This is a genomic window from Fulvivirga sp. M361, from assembly GCF_007097395.1.
GTDB lineage: Bacteria > Bacteroidota > Bacteroidia > Cytophagales > Cyclobacteriaceae > Fulvivirga.
On record NZ_VKDC01000019.1, the window covers coordinates 1 to 16,735 of the forward strand.

General features: G+C 43.2%; 14 protein-coding genes. All 14 read right to left on the bottom strand.

All coding sequences use genetic code 11. The annotated features are described in order from the left end of the window. Nucleotides 1-27: 27 nt before the first annotated feature. Nucleotides 28-1,611 (bottom strand): IS66 family transposase, encoded by a 1,584-nt coding sequence (locus tag FNH22_RS19270; protein ID WP_143400074.1) that lies wholly within the window; start codon nucleotides 1,609-1,611, stop codon nucleotides 28-30. Between the two features lie 74 nt (nucleotides 1,612-1,685). Further along, nucleotides 1,686-2,033: an IS66 family insertion sequence element accessory protein TnpB gene (tnpB, locus tag FNH22_RS19275; RefSeq protein ID WP_143400075.1), complete on the bottom strand. Its 348-nt coding sequence runs from the start codon at nucleotides 2,031-2,033 to the stop codon at nucleotides 1,686-1,688. A 3-nt stretch (nucleotides 2,034-2,036) separates the two neighbouring features. Continuing rightward, a complete protein-coding gene (locus FNH22_RS19280; protein WP_143400076.1) occupies nucleotides 2,037-2,351 on the bottom strand; it encodes a hypothetical protein in 315 nt (104 codons plus the stop codon). A gap of 334 nt (nucleotides 2,352-2,685) precedes the next feature. Beyond that, a complete protein-coding gene (ftsZ, locus tag FNH22_RS19285; RefSeq protein ID WP_143400077.1) occupies nucleotides 2,686-4,227 on the bottom strand; it encodes a cell division protein FtsZ in 1,542 nt (513 codons plus the stop codon). A gap of 43 nt (nucleotides 4,228-4,270) precedes the next feature. Then, nucleotides 4,271-5,575: a cell division protein FtsA gene (ftsA, locus tag FNH22_RS19290; RefSeq protein WP_143400078.1), complete on the bottom strand. Its 1,305-nt coding sequence runs from the start codon at nucleotides 5,573-5,575 to the stop codon at nucleotides 4,271-4,273. Nucleotides 5,576-5,657: 82 nt separating this feature from the next. After that, nucleotides 5,658-6,386: a cell division protein FtsQ/DivIB gene (locus tag FNH22_RS19295; RefSeq protein WP_255518101.1), complete on the bottom strand. Its 729-nt coding sequence runs from the start codon at nucleotides 6,384-6,386 to the stop codon at nucleotides 5,658-5,660. A gap of 25 nt (nucleotides 6,387-6,411) precedes the next feature. Continuing rightward, nucleotides 6,412-7,800, bottom strand: coding sequence for a UDP-N-acetylmuramate--L-alanine ligase (gene murC, locus FNH22_RS19300; RefSeq protein ID WP_143400080.1), 1,389 nt, complete (start codon nucleotides 7,798-7,800; stop codon nucleotides 6,412-6,414). Continuing rightward, nucleotides 7,797-8,906 (bottom strand): undecaprenyldiphospho-muramoylpentapeptide beta-N-acetylglucosaminyltransferase, encoded by a 1,110-nt coding sequence (gene murG / locus FNH22_RS19305; protein WP_143400081.1) that lies wholly within the window; start codon nucleotides 8,904-8,906, stop codon nucleotides 7,797-7,799. Before murG ends, murC begins: the two co-directional genes overlap by 4 nt. Before the next feature lie 21 nt (nucleotides 8,907-8,927). Continuing rightward, nucleotides 8,928-10,094, bottom strand: coding sequence for an FtsW/RodA/SpoVE family cell cycle protein (locus FNH22_RS19310; protein ID WP_143400082.1), 1,167 nt, complete (start codon nucleotides 10,092-10,094; stop codon nucleotides 8,928-8,930). Further along, nucleotides 10,091-11,431 carry a UDP-N-acetylmuramoyl-L-alanine--D-glutamate ligase gene (gene murD / locus FNH22_RS19315; RefSeq protein ID WP_255518102.1) on the bottom strand — a complete coding sequence of 447 codons (1,341 nt, stop codon included), beginning with the start codon at nucleotides 11,429-11,431 and terminating at the stop codon, nucleotides 10,091-10,093. Before murD ends, FNH22_RS19310 begins: the two co-directional genes overlap by 4 nt. Nucleotides 11,432-11,606: 175 nt before the next feature. After that, nucleotides 11,607-12,815 carry a phospho-N-acetylmuramoyl-pentapeptide-transferase gene (gene mraY, locus FNH22_RS19320; RefSeq protein WP_143400212.1) on the bottom strand — a complete coding sequence of 403 codons (1,209 nt, stop codon included), beginning with the start codon at nucleotides 12,813-12,815 and terminating at the stop codon, nucleotides 11,607-11,609. A 4-nt stretch (nucleotides 12,816-12,819) separates the two neighbouring features. After that, nucleotides 12,820-14,283 carry a UDP-N-acetylmuramoyl-L-alanyl-D-glutamate--2,6-diaminopimelate ligase gene (locus tag FNH22_RS19325; RefSeq protein ID WP_143400084.1) on the bottom strand — a complete coding sequence of 488 codons (1,464 nt, stop codon included), beginning with the start codon at nucleotides 14,281-14,283 and terminating at the stop codon, nucleotides 12,820-12,822. Beyond that, complete coding sequence (locus FNH22_RS19330; protein ID WP_143400085.1) at nucleotides 14,283-16,373, bottom strand: penicillin-binding protein; 2,091 nt, start codon at nucleotides 16,371-16,373, stop codon at nucleotides 14,283-14,285. The genes FNH22_RS19325 and FNH22_RS19330 overlap by 1 nt, the downstream gene beginning before the upstream one ends. After that, nucleotides 16,363-16,734: an FtsL-like putative cell division protein gene (locus FNH22_RS19335; protein ID WP_143400086.1), complete on the bottom strand. Its 372-nt coding sequence runs from the start codon at nucleotides 16,732-16,734 to the stop codon at nucleotides 16,363-16,365. The genes FNH22_RS19330 and FNH22_RS19335 overlap by 11 nt, the downstream gene beginning before the upstream one ends. Between the last annotated feature and the right edge of the window lies 1 nt (nucleotide 16,735).

Genomic DNA, 16,735 nt, shown 5'->3' on the forward strand with positions numbered 1-16,735 from the left:
GTAAACGTCCGAGGAACCCATATCGGACTATTTGGGAGCGTCCCTGTAGTTAGCCCAGTTATTTGGCAGAAGCTGATAGAGGTCCTTTTGCTTATGGGACTGGATTCGCCCGAAGACGTCAGTGAGCCATTCGAGTTCGTTGACATTGTTCTTTTTGCATGTGGCCATAAAGGAGTACATCGCAGCAGTAGCTTCTGCTGCATCATGTGAGCCGGCGAAAAGGTAGTTCTTCCTGCCGATGGCAAGCGGTCGTATCGCGTTTTCCACAAGATTATTGTCGATTTCCAGCTGGCCGTGCTGCACATAAGCGCTTAGCCCCTTCCACCGCGGTAAGGTGTAGTCGATAGCTTTACCCAAGGGACTGCCCGGGAGAGTTTTGAGGGCATGTTCCTTCAGCCAGGTTTCCAGGCGATCTAAAACAGGCGTAGCTTCTTGCTGCCTTCTTTGGGTCCGCGCTTCCCAGCCCAGTCCTTCTTCTCGCATATCTTCCTCCAGTTTGTAAAGCAATTGCATCTCTGAGAGCACATGGTGCGCTTTGGCTTTATCATCCTTGAGTGCATCCACAAACTTTCTTCTGGCATGGGCCATGCAATAGACTAAAGCTACAGAAGGATGATCACCATATAAGGACTCATAGACGCTGTACCCATCGGTTTGGAGGATCCCTTCATACCCTTTGAGCATCTCTCGGGGGCCACTCCTATCACGGCCCTTCCGGTAGTCGAACAGCACCAGCTTGTCAACAGGGGCATGATACACCCACATGTAGCCTTTATGGATCTTGTTGGCCTTTCCCTTATCCTGGACTTTGATCGGGGATTCATCGACTTGCACGTAAGTTTGGTTAGCGATCAACAGGTTGAGTAGTTCCCATAAAGGAACCAGGTGTTTCCATCCTTTAATGATCCAATCTGATGCAGTAGAAGCCGGTAGATTCTCGCCCAACCTGCGATACTTGCTTATTTGACGATGTAATGGTAAACCATATACATATTTGTCCAGTATCATCTGGGCGATCAACCCATCAGAAGGAATCCCTTTGTCAATGACCCGCTCGGGGAGCTGGCCAATGAGGATACCCCCACCGTTGGGACGAGCATACTTCGGGCGTACATAGCGCTTGACATAAAACTCAGCAGGGGTCAGCTCCAATACTTCGGTGACTTCTTCACCGATACAAATACAGTCACTCACATCTTCGGTAGGCTCTATGAGGATGGTCTCCCTTCTCAGATGTTCAGGAAGCTTCATACGCCCGGTACCTTTGGCTCGGGGCTTGGGTGTCTTTTGAGGAGCAGTAGATGCTGCCTGCTCAGAAAGGTCTTCTTGTAGCTGTTGAGGAGTACCCAAGTCGAAGAGACTCATCTGAGAGAGGTCTACCTCTTTGAGCGGGAGCTTTTCACTCTTGCTGCCAAAAATGTACTTCCGGAATTTGTCCAGCTCGAAATTGAGCTGATTGATTTGATCATCTTTCTGGGAAAGTTGCTGCTCTTTTTCCGCCAGGATCTCCTTGGCTTCAGCTAAGGTTTGTTCGGATGTTTCCCGTTCTTTTTCCAGGGTTTTCAGCGACTGCTCGTAGAGTTTTTTGTAGTCTGTCGCTGTGTTTTTCATGAGGTGAAGACACACATAAAAAGTGGCCTCAGGGCTATTTAAAGCCCGTTTTTAATGCCAAAACCACACTTTTTTTACGCCCGTTGTAAGGGGGTATAGCGCCGCCTCATGCGCACGGTTTTCAGCATGACCCCCTCCATGAGAAGGGTCAAATCCCGGCTGGTAAGTCGGCTCTGGTGGCCTGAGGGCCATTCAAAAGTGCCCGCCTCCAGCTTTTTGATGTAAAGCGCAAAACCGTCACGGTCCCACTGCAACAGACGCACCTGGTTGCGGCGCTTACCGATGAACACAAAAACATCGCCACTCAGGGGGTCTTCGCCTAACTGGTTGCGAACCAATCCGGATAAAGAATAGATCCCAAACCGCATATCGGTAGGCTCACGGTATATAAAGTAACGACAGGTCGGGGTTATGGACAGCATAACTTAGTGCAGTAGCGCTTTCATCAAATCAATCTCCAGCGTATCATACCACTCTATGCTCACCCCACTCGGAAAGCGGATGATCGCCGATGGTTGTACTGCGCTTGAATCCACACGGTCAACTTCCATCAAGGCAAAACTGTCCGATGGGTCTGCCGATTCAAAGAAAGGCTCAGCTTCCCGATCGAACTTCCTGGACCAATAGTAGAAGGTGCGGCGGCGGATGCCTTTTTCTGCCGCATAGTCGGCCTTACTCTGTCCTGAGGATCGCCAGCTGCTATACTGCTCACCCATCGTCTTCTCGTCATATCTTTTCATGATACAACGTTAGACCAACGCAACAAAAACTCAAATATGTACTCCCTCGGACGTTTACATACATATTCAGGATTATCCGCAAGTAATATTCAGAAACATAGATCACAACAAAAACAAGAGTCAACTGATGTGATGGTCGTGCACTTGAGCTTATCTTTAAACCTTCCTGATTCTCACTTATTTTCAAAAAAAATAACCCCCATGGCGCACCATGGGGGTTCAGCTGAAAAAATATTGCCATTACAGCACCGGCCAAAAAATTTACAACCAACAACCACTACGAATTTGGAATGTAAGCCGGTTTCAGTGCTGCAATGTCAATCAGTCTGTTTCTTTAATCCACGTTATCATGTAGAAATTTATTATTTCCCAGTATCTGGTTATCATCGTTCAAATTGTATTTAGATACATGCGACTCAGAAGAATGAGGCACATTTTGTAATCGCACATCTTTTCTCAGATAAGCAGGCACATCGAGTTTTTCTTTGAATTCATCTGTATTCATTTCCACCTTGTTCAATCCCCTTAACTTGTTCAGACGCTCTTGTGCTTTCTGCTGTAAACGATCCCGGGTAGTAGTAATATCTCTTGTACTTTCATCCTCCACAGCCTCATTGGTTCTGTCCTCGTTCATTATTTCAAACTCCTCCTCCAGTTCCGAAAACAAGCCGTCCTCACCCTTATCATCTCCATCATTTGCCTGATTCACAGGGCTGGCAAAGGAATAGCCACGATCAGGGCCCATGGGAGATTCTTCTACTTTGGTATCGGCATCACGCGTAGTGATCTCAGAAGATTGATTGACAGAATTATCAATTTCAAAAAGGTCAATTTGCTGATTAGAAGACTCCAGGTTATAAACCTTACGATCATTATCTTCCTTCATCATCGACTGCCTTTTATCATTATCAAAACCAGTGGCTATTACCGTTACCCGAATGCTGTCCTCTAAATTAGGATCCACACCATGGCCGAATATTACTTCAGCTTCATCTCCCGCCTGGTCCTGAATATATTCTGTGATCTCAGTAAGTTCATCCATTTGCAGTTCAGCCTTTTCACCGGAGATGATAGAAAGCAATATCTTTTGTGCCCCTAAAATATCACGGTTATCCAATAATGGTGATGCCAACGCCTCTTCAGCAGCCTTTCGGGCCCTGTTCTCCCCTTTGGTTTGAGAACACCCCATTACTGCAGCACCTGCGTTGTACATCACAGTACGAACGTCCTGAAAGTCTACATTCACATAACCTGCTACGGTGATGATCTCTGCTATTCCTTTGGCCGCTGTAGTTAATATATTGTCTGCCTGAGCAAAGGCACTGCCTATGGACAAGTTGCCATGTATTTCTCTCAGTTTATCATTAAGTATTACCAGTACCGTATCGCAATTGGCTTTGAGTTCACTTATCCCCTGCTCCGCCTGGGCCCTCTTCTTCTTTCCTTCAAAAACAAACGGTGCGGTAATAATGCCAACCGTAAGAATGTCCATTTCTTTGGCAATTTTCGCAATAACCGGTGCTGCTCCTGTACCGGTTCCACCCCCCATTCCTGCGGTGATAAACACCATCTTAGTATCATTTCCCAAGAGATCCCGAATATCTTCTCTGCTTTCCAGCGCAGCATCTTTTCCTACCTCCGGATTGGCACCTGCCCCCAGCCCTTCTGTTAGATTAACTCCTATTTGAAGTTTCCCAGGTACTGCATTAGATTTCAGCGCCTGTGAGTCCGTGTTACAAACAATGAACTCCACATCTTTAATACCTTGATTAAACATGTGGTTAACTGCATTACTTCCACCACCACCAACACCGATCACTTTAATGATCGATTTGTGATGGGTCGGTAAATCGAATTTATATGCATCTTCAGACATATTATGAATATTTAGTGGTTGTCTAATTTTTTGTCAGCTCTTCTTAATAATCGTTTTTCCCGTCAAGGTCATCAATCAGCAAACCTTTCGTCTTGTTAAGGATCTTAGAAAAGAAATCTCCTGTAGATTCTCTTTTTCTACCTGTATGGCTCTTTACGTGTTCTTTGGATTCGTTGTATCTGTTTTCACGTTCATCTAACGCTCTGAATCCTGAAAGCACCAATCCAACTGAAGTAGCATACATCGGACTTTTCACAGCGTCTACTTTACTTCTGCCCAGATGCTCATTAGGGTATCCTATACGAGCATCCATTCCTGTCATATATTCTACTAACTGTTTCAAACTATTTAATTGAGACCCACCGCCGGTAATTACTATTCCACCTGCCAGCCTGTTTTCAAAGCCCGAGGTAATGATCTCCATGTGAGCCAGTTCCACAATCTCTTCCATTCGGGCCTCAATGATATGCGCCAGGTTTTTGATCGATATCTCTTTAGGTGCACGGTTGCGAATGCCCGGAATAGAAACAATTTCATTCGGACTTGCTTCCTCTCCTATGGCCTTCCCAAACTTGGTCTTCAATAATTCCGCCTGGTGCTGCATCACCATACAGCCTTGCTTGATATCTGAAGTGATGATATTACCACCAAATGGAATGACGGCCGTATGACGTATGATATTATCGTGAAAAATGGCAATATCCGTAGTACCACCCCCAATATCGATCAAACATATACCTGCTTCCTTTTCTTCATCGCTGAGTACAGCCAGGCTGGACGCTAGTGGTTCAAGGATCAGGTTCTCTATTTCCAGTCCTGCTCTTCGTACACATTTATTGATATTATTGATGGCGTTTGTCTGAGCAGTGATCACGTGGAAATCCGCTTCCAGTTTTACTCCTGACATACCTACCGGATCTTTAATACCATCTTCATAATCTACCGTATAATCCTGTGGCATAACGTGAATAATTTCACTGCCCGGTGGGATCACAATACGATACATATCATTATTCAGACGATTGATATCTTCAATAGTAATTTCATCTTCGTTGGAATCACGTGTAATACTACCATGATGTATAGAGCTTTTAATATGCTGACCCGCTATACCTACATTTACGACACGAATGTCGATCCCTGCCTCATCTTCAGCCTGTCTGACAGCTTTTTCTATGGCCGCTACTGTTTTGTCAATATTGGTGACGATACCGCGAATCACACCATCGGATTCAGCTTTTCCCATCCCCAGGACCTCAAGTTTACCAAACTCATTTTTACGTCCTACAATCGCGCAGATCTTGGTGGTCCCAATATCAAGTCCGACGACGATTTTTTCATTTTCCATGGTTGCAAATTTTATAGTGTTAGTGGTTGTTAATTTTCTTAATCATTGGTCGTGAGTCTTCCATCAATAGTCCTTAGTACTTTCATTCTGCTATTATTTGATTTTTGTACTTCAGATTAACTCGCCGGTAGCCATTCCATCCTTTTCTGGGTAAGATCTGAGTGTAAAATGTTTTTAACCTTCTGAACTTATCCTCTACATTCTCCGGCTTACCGAACTCTACGATCTGTTTAGTCACCTGGGGATACATCGTTATCTCCAGGTTTTTATCAATGTCTATCTGTGCTACCTGAGCCTTCCAAAATTTATCTTTGTCAATGAAATTCATCAGCTTGAATAATGCTTTACCTTCCGGTGTTTCATTTAAGTCTTGCCTGATCAATTCAGGAACATAATCTCCGGAAACCAATAAGGTACGAGTAGCAAACTTGGAAGAAGGTGGTAAAATAGCGCCATCCAGTGCAATAAACTCACCTGGACGCCCCTCGCGGATCACACGGGCAAATGGTCTTCTCAGTGTCACATTTACCAATATATTTCCTTTCAGGTCTTTGTAGATCTCTGCCTTCTTTATAAAACGCTCTTCTTTGACACGCTGCTCCATTGCCTTTAGGTTTAGATCGTTGAAGCTGGCGCCAATCACTACATAAGCGCCCTGGTCTGTGATCAGATTTGTGACGTCCTGTTCGTCTACGAAAAAATTCTCATGCTGATTATCAATTCGGATCACGACTTCTTTACATAAATCGCTATCATTATCCCGCTCGGAGAAGGCAATTGTGATAATCATCACCGCAGCAATCACAGCCATGGTGATACTTTTATAATTTCTTATGCTACGCCACATGATACCTCCTTTCCAGGTTTTCTTTTAACGGAGCCACTAACTGATCAATATCACCGGCACCTATGGTAGCCACCACTTCCAGTTCTTTTGTATCGAGAAAGTCCATTAACCCGTCTTTTGAAATACATATTTTATTCTCAATCAGGATCTTATCTAAGATCATAGCAGATGTCACTCCTTCAATCTGCTCTTCTCTGGCCGGATAAATATCCAAAAGGATAATTTCATCTGCCAGGCCAAGGCTAACGGCAAATTCATCCACAAAGTCACGTGTTCTGGTAAACAGGTGGGGTTGGAAAATGACCGTTATCTTTTTGCCGGGGTAAAGCGCTTTTAACGACGTCAGGAATGATTCTATTTCGGTAGGGTGGTGTGCGTAGTCATCAATAAAAACGACTTTATCTGATCTAAGCACAAATTCAAATCGTCGCTTTACTCCACGGTAAGATGCGACGCCTGTTTTGATATCATCCGCTGAAACTCCTAATTCCAATGCCACGGCAATAGCTGCGGTAACATTCTCTACATTATGAAAACCGGGAACGCCAAGCGTAATTTTCTCAATTTTGCACTGCTCGTCACAATAGTTGAATATAAAAAATCCATCTGCGATGGTAATGTTGCTTGCAAAAAATTGTCCCCGGTTTAATCCATAAGTGCTTATTAATTTTGAGTTGGTATTATCTGTAATGGCAGAAGCCACTTTTTCGGTCACAAAAAGTCTTCCGTTATTTTTTATTTGACTGATAAACTGCTTAAAAGAGTTTTTCAGGCTGTCTTCATCTCCATAGATGTCCAAATGGTCCGCATCAACAGATGTGATCACGGCTATGTCGGGATGCAGCGTAAGAAATGAGCGATCAAACTCATCTGCTTCTACCACCGCTATGGCATTATTGTCCTTATTTTCTATGAAGTTAGAATCGTAGTTCGTGGCTATCCCTCCCAGAAATGCAGTGATGTCCTTACCTGCTGATTTCAAAATATGTGCCACCATAGAAGAAGTAGTAGTTTTACCATGTGTGCCTGCTACGGCTACCGTAGTAAAACTACTTGAGATCATCCCCAATACTTGTGAACGCTTATACATCGGAAGATCAGCGGCACTTAAATGATTTAACTCCTTATGATCTTTAGGAATGGCAGGAGTAATCACTATCAAACATTTTGTATTGAATACTGTTTTCGGAATCAAAGCAACATCGTCATCATAATGAATATCTATTCCCTCTGCAGTTAATTGTTGTGTCAAAGGTGTGGAGGTGCGGTCATAGCCTGCTACAAAATAGCCATTGGCATTAAACCAACGTGCCAGAGCGCTCATGCCTATGCCGCCAATCCCAATAAAATATGCGCTATCGTATTCTCTGATGTTCAAGCTACGAGTTCCATTAATTCATTTACAATCTCTTCTGTTGCCTTGGGCTTACCCAGCATTTTTATATTCTTTGATAACTCTGCCTTTTTATCTTCATCCTTTAGTAATTCCAATGCCCTGGTGATCATACACTCCCGGGCATTACTATCTTTTATCATTAAAGCCGCATTTTTTGATGTTAATGCACTGGCATTTTTAGTCTGATGATCTTCTGCTACGTTGGGAGAAGGTATAAAGATCACCGGCTTACCCACCAGGCACAGTTCGGAAATAGACAATGCTCCGGCCCTGGAGATGACTATGTCAGCAGCGGCATATGCCAAATCCATTTCCTTAATAAACTCCAGAACATGAATAGATGTCAGGTCAAAGTCTTTGGTCCTTTCTTTCATCTCCTGGTAATAAAATTTACCTGTCTGCCATAAAAGCTGTGTACCGGAGTCAACCACTTTTTGCAAGTGTTCAATGACACTGGCGTTAATCGTTCTTGCTCCCAGGCTACCACCTATCACCAGTAATACCGGTTTCGATGCGTCCAGTTTAAAATGATCATGTGCCGCAGCCTTTTTATCCGAAACGGAAAGAATATCGTTTCTTACCGGATTGCCTGTAAGGACTAGTTTTTCATTAGGAAAATATTTATCCATACCATCATATGCCACGCAAACTTTAGTTACTTTTTTGCCCAGGCGCTGGTTCGTGATACCGGCATGAGAGTTTTGCTCCTGGATCATAGTAGGAAGTTTTCTGGAACCGGCAGCGAGCATAATAGGCCCACTGGCATAGCCTCCAAAACCGATGATGGCATCTGGCTTAAACTTTTTTATTATACGCTTAGCAGATAATACACTCATAATTACTTTGAGTGGGAACAGCAAATTTTGTAAAGTGATCTTACGCTGAAGGCCACTGATCCACAGCCCTACGATCTCAAAGCCTGCTTCCGGAACCTTGGTCATTTCCATTTTACCCTGCGCTCCTACAAACAGTATTTCAGCCTCTTTAAGGCGCTTCTTTATCTCATTCGCCACCGCCAATGCAGGATAAATGTGACCACCGGTTCCACCGCCGCTAATGATAAATCGATATGGTTTTTGCTTTTCTATCGTTCTTTTATTTTATCCTGTTCATACTGCCGCCCGGGCTACATTTTTCATTTCTTTACCGGTTCCTGCCCAAGCCTGGTCTACTTCTCCACGACTTACACTTAATATTATACCAATGGAAATCCCTGTAAAAAGTAGTGAGGTACCTCCCATACTTATCAGAGGCAAGGGCAAACCGGTAATAGGCCCTAATCCTACTACCACCCCCATGTTGACCATGGCTTGCAGTACAATCGCAAAACTGAGCCCCGCCGACAGCAAACCGCCAAAAGCCCTTTCACTATTAACCACTCCCTTCATACCTCTGTAGAGTAGCAGTAAATACAGCATCAATACAATGGTGCCTCCTATTATTCCATACTCTTCAATGATAATGGCATATACAAAATCAGAATAAGGGTGTGGAAGAATGTTTCTTTGTTGACTTTGTCCGGGGCCCTTGCCCACCACACCTCCGGTAGCAATGGCTATACGCGCATGTTTGGCTTGAAAAGGAAGGTCTCTTCCCTGAATAAAGCTTTCTATCCTGTTCTTCGCCGTTTCTCCTCTTACACCAAATTTAATAGCGCCCGCACCGGCTATGGCGCCAACGAATACCAGCATCCCCAGGTATTTCAATGGCACACGACCAATGAACATGATGAGCATACAGGTCAGAAATAACAAGATGGCTGATGATAAATTCGTCAGAGCGATAAGGCCGCAAATAACTCCGCACCATATCAATATTGGGATCAAGGACTCTTTAAAATCAGCAATGTTTTGCTGGCGTTTAGAGAGCATGCTTGCCAAACTGGTGATCAATGCCAAACTAGCCAGGTCAGATGGCTGAAAGGATGCGTTAATCACAGGTATCTGTATCCAACGTGAGGCGTCATTTAAACTTACTCCACTGGTAAATGTGTAGAGAAGAAGCGGAACACTTACCCAAAGTGCTACCCTGGACAATTTGGAATAGTAGCGATAATCTATTCTATGCGCCAGCCACATGGCAAAAATACCGATACCAACCAGTAGCGTATGGCGAAGCAAGTAGATTTCGGGATGCTTCATATTCTTAAACGCAAGTGTGCCTGTAGCGCTATACACAACCAAAATACCAATAAGGGATAACGCCAGCACCACCATCCAGATGACAGGATCACCTTTCAGATTTTCATCCGCCCATATTTTCACCTTCTCCTTCATGACATCACCTGGTTTTCAAATTCTTTTTTCAATTCCCAAACAGCAGCTTTAAACTGCTCTCCCCGATCCTGGTAGTTCTTAAAAAGATCGAAACTGGCGCAGGCCGGTGACATTAGCACCACGTCATGCGCTGTGGCATATCCCATAGCTGATCGTACTGCATCCTTCATATTGTCTGTTTCTAACAGATTGATGATTTCCGTATGGAATGCATCACGAAGTTTCTGATTGTCTTTCCCAAGGCAAACAAGTGCCTTTACTTTCTCATTGACCGATTCCATGATCAGATCATACTCATTTCCTTTATCAACCCCTCCTGCTATCCATACCAGTTGTTCATCGAAGCTGTCCAAGGCGTAGTGCACCGCGTCCACATTCGTAGCTTTGGAGTCATTGACAAAGTCTACCTTATTGATAGAAGTGACATATTCAAGCCTGTGAGGAGCGTTTTCAAAGGTTCTTAAGCCCGCCTTGATCACCTCTTCAGGAATACCACAGAGCAACGCCGATTTCACAGAGGCCATCATATTAATAGCATTATGTTTGCCACGTAGTGTTGTTTCCGCAAGGAGAATGTTTAGTGTATCAGCCCCCTGATCAAAGACCATCTGATCTTTGTCAAGGTAAGCTGATGTTGTATGGTAAAGAGAAATTGAATGAATGTTCGCCTTAAATTCTCTGGATTCCAATTCTTCTCTGATCAGGTCATTATCCTGATAATAGATAAAATGGTCATCCCTACCCATGCTCTGTACAAGTCTGAATTTTGACTGAACATAGTTGCTTAATTTATAGTCATACCGGTCCATATGGTCCGGCGTGATATTCAGAAGCACGCCTATGAATGGTTTAAATGTATAGGTCCCATCCAGTTGAAAACTACTGATCTCTACTACATAGTAGTCAAATTCATCTTCGATAACCTGCTTGGCAAGACTATGTCCTATATTTCCGGCCAGCCCCACCTTACAACCTGCTACCTTAAGTAAGTGATAGGTAAGTAAGGCAGTGGTGGTCTTCCCATTGGTACCGGTTATGGCGATGATCTTAGCAGAGGTATAATGTGAAGCAAATTCAATTTCGTCTATCACACGGACACCCTGCTGAATGGCCTTTTGCACAATCGCCACTTTCTCAGATATTCCAGGACTTTTAATGATAAGTTGCGATTCCAGGACCTTACCTTCACTATGCTGTCCTTCTTCGAAAGGTATATTATGAGCTGTCAGCTCTTGCTTGTACTCATCAGCTATCTCAGAATAGTCAGAAACAAATACATCAAAGCCTTTGGCTTTCGCCAAGAGTGCCGCTCCTGTGCCGCTTTCGCCTGCACCCAATATGGTTAATCGATTGTTGATTTTAGATCCTGGATTTTATTGGTTGAAAAAATTCTTTTAAAAACATGAAAAAAGATACCTTCTGAGGTCTTTGCCACACCTCCAATACTTTTCCTTAAAAGCTCAAATAGACTAGTGTATATGTCACATATATTTATCATCTATCGATGTTTGATCATCTCAGTTTTAATGTTGCTAAACTCAGTATTGCCAAAAGCACTCCCACAATCCAAAAACGGGTCACGATCTTTGATTCATGTAATTCCATTTTTTGATAATGGTGATGAAGCGGAGCCATCTTAAAAATCCGCCTACCTTCTCCATATTTCTTTTTTGTGTATTTGAAGTATCCTACTTGCAGCATTACCGATAAGTTTTCTATCAAAAAAATACCGCATAGCAGAGGGATCATTAATTCTTTCCTTACCACCAACGCCAATACAGCTATGATACCCCCTAACGACAGGCTACCTGTATCGCCCATGAAAATCTGGGCAGGATAATTATTATACCATAGAAAGCCGATACATGCACCTACAAAGGCTGTGCAAAAAATAACGACCTCACTGAGATTCGGAATATGCAAGATATTCAGATATTCACTAAAGTCGACACGGCCTGATAAGTAGGCGAAAATCGCTAATGTAAGTCCTATGATGGCAGAAGTGCCGGCTGCCAGACCGTCAATGCCATCTGTAATATTGGCTCCGTTAGAGACGGACGTAATGATCAGTACCACCACCAGTACATAAATGATCCATGTAAAGTCATGACCAAGGAACGGGAATAGTTTATCATAGTCCAATTCATTGTCCTTCAGGAATGGAACAGTGGTTTTCGTGGATTTAACATCTTCATAAGTAGCTATTACCTCTCCGTCTTGTAACACATGCTCTTCACTATATTCCCTGATCACCACATCATCATTGAAGTAAAGTGTAAGCCCTACTACCAGCCCGATTGTGACCTGGCCTACCACCTTAAACTTACCGGCCAGCCCTTCTTTATTTTTTTTAAAAACTTTAATGTAGTCATCTGTAAACCCTATCAGCCCTAATCCAATGGTAGCTATGAGCAGCAGGACTACATAAACATTATCCAGTTTAGCGAGCAGTAATACAGGGACCAGTATGCCACTAAGTATCATTAACCCGCCCATAGTAGGCGTACCTTTTTTTTCCATTTGGCCCTCCAACCCCAGGTCACGAATGGTTTCTCCCACCTGCTTTCTACGTAAGATATCTATGATCTGCTTTCCTAATGAAATAGTGATGAATAAGGAAATAACAGCTGCCATACCCGCCCTGAAAGAGATATACTGAAATACCCCTGCACCTATCAGGTTAAATTCTTGCTCTAAATAGTCAAACAGATAATAAAGCATGTATTCAGTTGGCAAACAGGTTTAACATTCGTTCTAGTACTTCTTTGTCATCAAAAGGATGACGTACTCCTTTTATTTCCTGGTAGGTTTCATGGCCCTTACCGGCTACCAGTATGATATCCTTTTTATTGGCCAGTACGCAGGCGGTTTTAATCGCTTCCTCCCTATCGGCCAATACCAGTGTCTTTTTATAATCAGCAGGACTTACGCCTGTCTGCATTTCTTTAATGATCTCCAACGGATCCTCATCTCTTGGATTATCTGAGGTGAGCACTACTTTATCACTCATTTTACAAGCAATAGAAGCCATTAAAGGTCTTTTTGTCTTGTCCCTGCTTCCGCCACAGCCTACCACAGTGATCACTTGCTCATTTCCTGTTCGCAATTCCGCTATTGTATTCAACACATTTTTAAGTGCATCAGGTGTATGAGCATAATCCACTATGGCCGTAATATCTGATTCGGAGATAATTTGTTCAAACCTTCCAGGTGCACCATCCATTAAAGAAAGCTGTGTTAGCAACTCATCAGAATCTTCGCCGAGTAATACTCCGGTGGCATACACTGCCAATAAATTGTAAGCATTAAAATCACCGATCAGTTTAAACCATACATTTTTACCGTCTATCTCCATTTCCAGCCCCTGCAGCGTGTTTGCTACAAGTTTGGCTCTGAATTCAGCTACACTTTTCAGCGCATAGGTATTTTTAGATGCTTTCGTATTTTGAAGTATCACTCTGCCGCGCTTATCGTCTACATTGGACAATGCGAAACTCCCTGGCCTCAGATCATCAAAAAGTCTTTTTTTAGCTTTGATATAGGCATCAAAAGTTTTATGATAATCCAGGTGGTCATGTGAAATATTGGTGAATATGGCTCCTTTAAAATTCAAACCTGCCACTCGTCCTTGATCGATGGCATGAGAGCTTACTTCCATAAAGCAGAAATCGCAACCTTCCTCTACCATTTCTGCAATGAGTGCATTCAAACTAATAGCATCAGGTGTAGTATGGGTAGCTTTTATTACTTTGTTGTCAATACGATTATTGACAGTAGACAGAAGCCCTGCTGAGTAACCCATTTGGCGAAACAGATCAAAAAGCAACGTAGCAACTGTAGTTTTTCCGTTGGTACCGGTAACACCTACCAACTTGAGTTTTGTGCTCGGATTACCATAAAAATTTGCCGCAATAATGCCTAACGCATGAGCGCTGTTCTTTACGGCAATGTAGGTAACTTCTTTTTTCGTTTCATCAGGAAGACGCTCACAAACAATAGCTTGGGCACCTTGCTGGATAGCAGTATAAATGTAATCGTGACCATCCACCTGAGTTCCTTTAACCGCTATGAACAATCCACCTTTTGCCACTTTTCGTGAATCAAAGGCAATACTTTCCACCTTTCTTTCCATATCCCCTGAAGTGGAAACCAGTGAAACTTTATATAATATGTCTCTTAATATGGCCATTAACTCAACTTGATCACTATTTCATCTCCTTTTATTATCCTTCTGCCTACAGGTAAAGATTGTTCTTTCACCCTGCCTACCCCTTCAATCCTGACATTCAGCCCTGCATTTTCCAACACATATATGGCGTCACGCAAGGTCATTCCTTTTACATTTGGAGTGAGGTTATCCTGGATAGTATTTGCCTTCCATTCCACAGCATTGCCGATAACACCGGTTCGCACCCAGGGCTCTTCAGTGGAAGAATGATTTGAAACGCCGAGTTCGTTGCACAGAAATTTCAAGTCTTCCTGATAACCGGACCTGATGACAGGGAATATTTCCGGTAAGGCTGTAAACTCAGCCTCCATGGCAGCATGCATTTCTATGTCCCTGGAATAAATGTTATCAGCAATTTCCTTAAAAACAGGTGCTGCTACATTACTACCGTATTGCCTCCAGCCCTTAGGGTTTTTAATAATAATGATGGCACTATACTTCGGATTATCTGCCGGAAAATATCCGGCAAAAGAAGTGTAGTATTTCCTGGTATACCTCCCATTTTCAAGGATTTGTGCAGTCCCTGTTTTACCTGCTATTTTGTAATGCGCGTTGCTGATATTAGAAGCAGTACCATTGGTCACCACCCCTTCAAGCAGTATTCTTAGCTTGACCAATGTCGCATCGGAGCATATTCTTTTCCGAAGCACGGGGGCCTCGTATGCTTTAATTACTTTATCAGCTTTGCGGATGGATTTTACAAATATCGGTCGGATCATTTTACCTCCGTTAGCCACTGCATTGAACATGGCCAATACCTGCATGGGGGTAAGCTCTAACCCATAGCCGTAGGCCATCCATGGCAATGTGATCCCACTCCAATCTTTATCCTGAGGGCGTTTTATCTTTGGGTTGCCCTCTCCTTTGATCTGCAAACCCAATGGTTGTGACAAACCAATATTATCAATGTAATCTAAAAACCGGTCAGGCCGGTCTCCAAAATGCTGATCTACCAATTTGGCCATGGCGACATTAGAAGATTTTTCGAACGCTCTTTTGATCGTAATGGTACCATATCCACCTTCATCATGATCACGAACAGTATTATTGTAGAATTTCTGAATGCCATTACCAGTAGCAATACTGTCGTAAATATTGATATCCGCACCTTCTAATAATGCAATCATTGTGGCGAGTTTGAATGTAGAGCCAGGCTCTATTAACCCACCAACTGCATAATTATATCGTTCATAATAGTAACCTTTGTCATTGCGACTCAGGTTAGCGATGGCTTTCACCTCACCTGTAGCCACCTCCATTACCGCAGCTACACCGTAATCTGCTTCATGATACTCGAGCGCACGTAAAAGGGCTGTTTCACTAACATCTTGCAGATTAATGTCAATGGTGGTCTCAATGTCATAGCCGTCCTCCGTTTTCACCTCGTTTCCATCATAAAGGGGTTTCCACCCTCCCCCAGCCATTTTTTCATATAAGGCCTGACCGTCTTTTCCGGCCAGTTCCTCGTTAAAGCTGTATTCCAACCCGGCACCACGCTCGTTTTCATTAATAAATCCGATCGTTCTATGACCCAGCTGGGTAAAAGGTCTAAACCTCTTATCTACCCGTTCGAAAATGATCCCACCTTTTAAGCGTCCCTCTCTGAATATGGGCCATTCAGACATCACCTTTTTCTGTTGATACCCTACCTGCTTCCTGTTCAAGATCAAATATTGACGCTTGGAAGCACGGGCATTCTTGAGTAACTGCTTATATGCTTTGGTTGACCTGTCCCCAAAATATCCCGACAAATAGATGGCTAAAGAATCGACACCTCTACTAAATACCTCCTCCGATGACTGTGTAGCATCGAAAGCGACTTTATAAAATGGCAGATCAGTAGCGAGCAAACTGCCATTGTCCGAATAGATATTGCCGCGAGTAGCCTTTACCGTTCGTGTTTTAAAGCTGATCTGGTCTGCTATTTCCTTCCATTTATCTCCTTCGGAAAATTGAATACGACTGGCTTTATATGCAACACCCATAGCAAAGACAGCCACCAAAAGGAAAGCCACTCTGACTCTAAGTAATATGGATTTTTTAATGTTCACTTGTACTGATTACAATTTTTTCCGGTGGACGTAAGCTTTCCTTTATTCCCAATGCCCCCACTTTTTTAGCCACTTCTGACTGCTTGCTGGCGTACATATAATCTGCCTTTAGCGTAGTGTAATCCGCTCTGAGGTCTTCCACCTCCTTTTTAAGCAGGTCTATTTTTCTCACATTCTTATCAGCATAATGACTATTGCCTATGTAAAAAATACCGACTGCCATCATAAAGAGCACATAAGGCAGGTACTTCAATGGTAAGCCATAAGCGAACACACCTTCCATTTTCAGCAGGCCCTCAAGACGTGAGAAGATACTGCCTCTGGAAATGCTTTCTTTTAATTTATATGTGTTTACTGCCATC

Excerpts from the sequence above, each read along its gene's own strand:
- tnpB (WP_143400075.1), bottom strand. The coding sequence starts at position 2,033 with ATGCTGTCCATAACCCCGACCTGTCGTTACTTTATATACCGTGAGCCT.
- FNH22_RS19270 (WP_143400074.1), bottom strand. The coding sequence starts at position 1,611 with ATGAAAAACACAGCGACAGACTACAAAAAACTCTACGAGCAGTCGCTG.
- FNH22_RS19325 (WP_143400084.1), bottom strand. The coding sequence starts at position 14,283 with ATGGCCATATTAAGAGACATATTATATAAAGTTTCACTGGTTTCCACT.
- FNH22_RS19295 (WP_255518101.1), bottom strand. The coding sequence starts at position 6,386 with ATGGCTGTGATTGCTGCGGTGATGATTATCACAATTGCCTTCTCCGAG.
- FNH22_RS19335 (WP_143400086.1), bottom strand. The coding sequence starts at position 16,734 with ATGGCAGTAAACACATATAAATTAAAAGAAAGCATTTCCAGAGGCAGT.
- FNH22_RS19310 (WP_143400082.1), bottom strand. The coding sequence starts at position 10,094 with ATGAAGGAGAAGGTGAAAATATGGGCGGATGAAAATCTGAAAGGTGAT.
- mraY (WP_143400212.1), bottom strand. The coding sequence starts at position 12,815 with ATGCTTTATTATCTGTTTGACTATTTAGAGCAAGAATTTAACCTGATA.
- FNH22_RS19280 (WP_143400076.1), bottom strand. The coding sequence starts at position 2,351 with ATGAAAAGATATGACGAGAAGACGATGGGTGAGCAGTATAGCAGCTGG.
- ftsA (WP_143400078.1), bottom strand. The coding sequence starts at position 5,575 with ATGGAAAATGAAAAAATCGTCGTCGGACTTGATATTGGGACCACCAAG.
- ftsZ (WP_143400077.1), bottom strand. The coding sequence starts at position 4,227 with ATGTCTGAAGATGCATATAAATTCGATTTACCGACCCATCACAAATCG.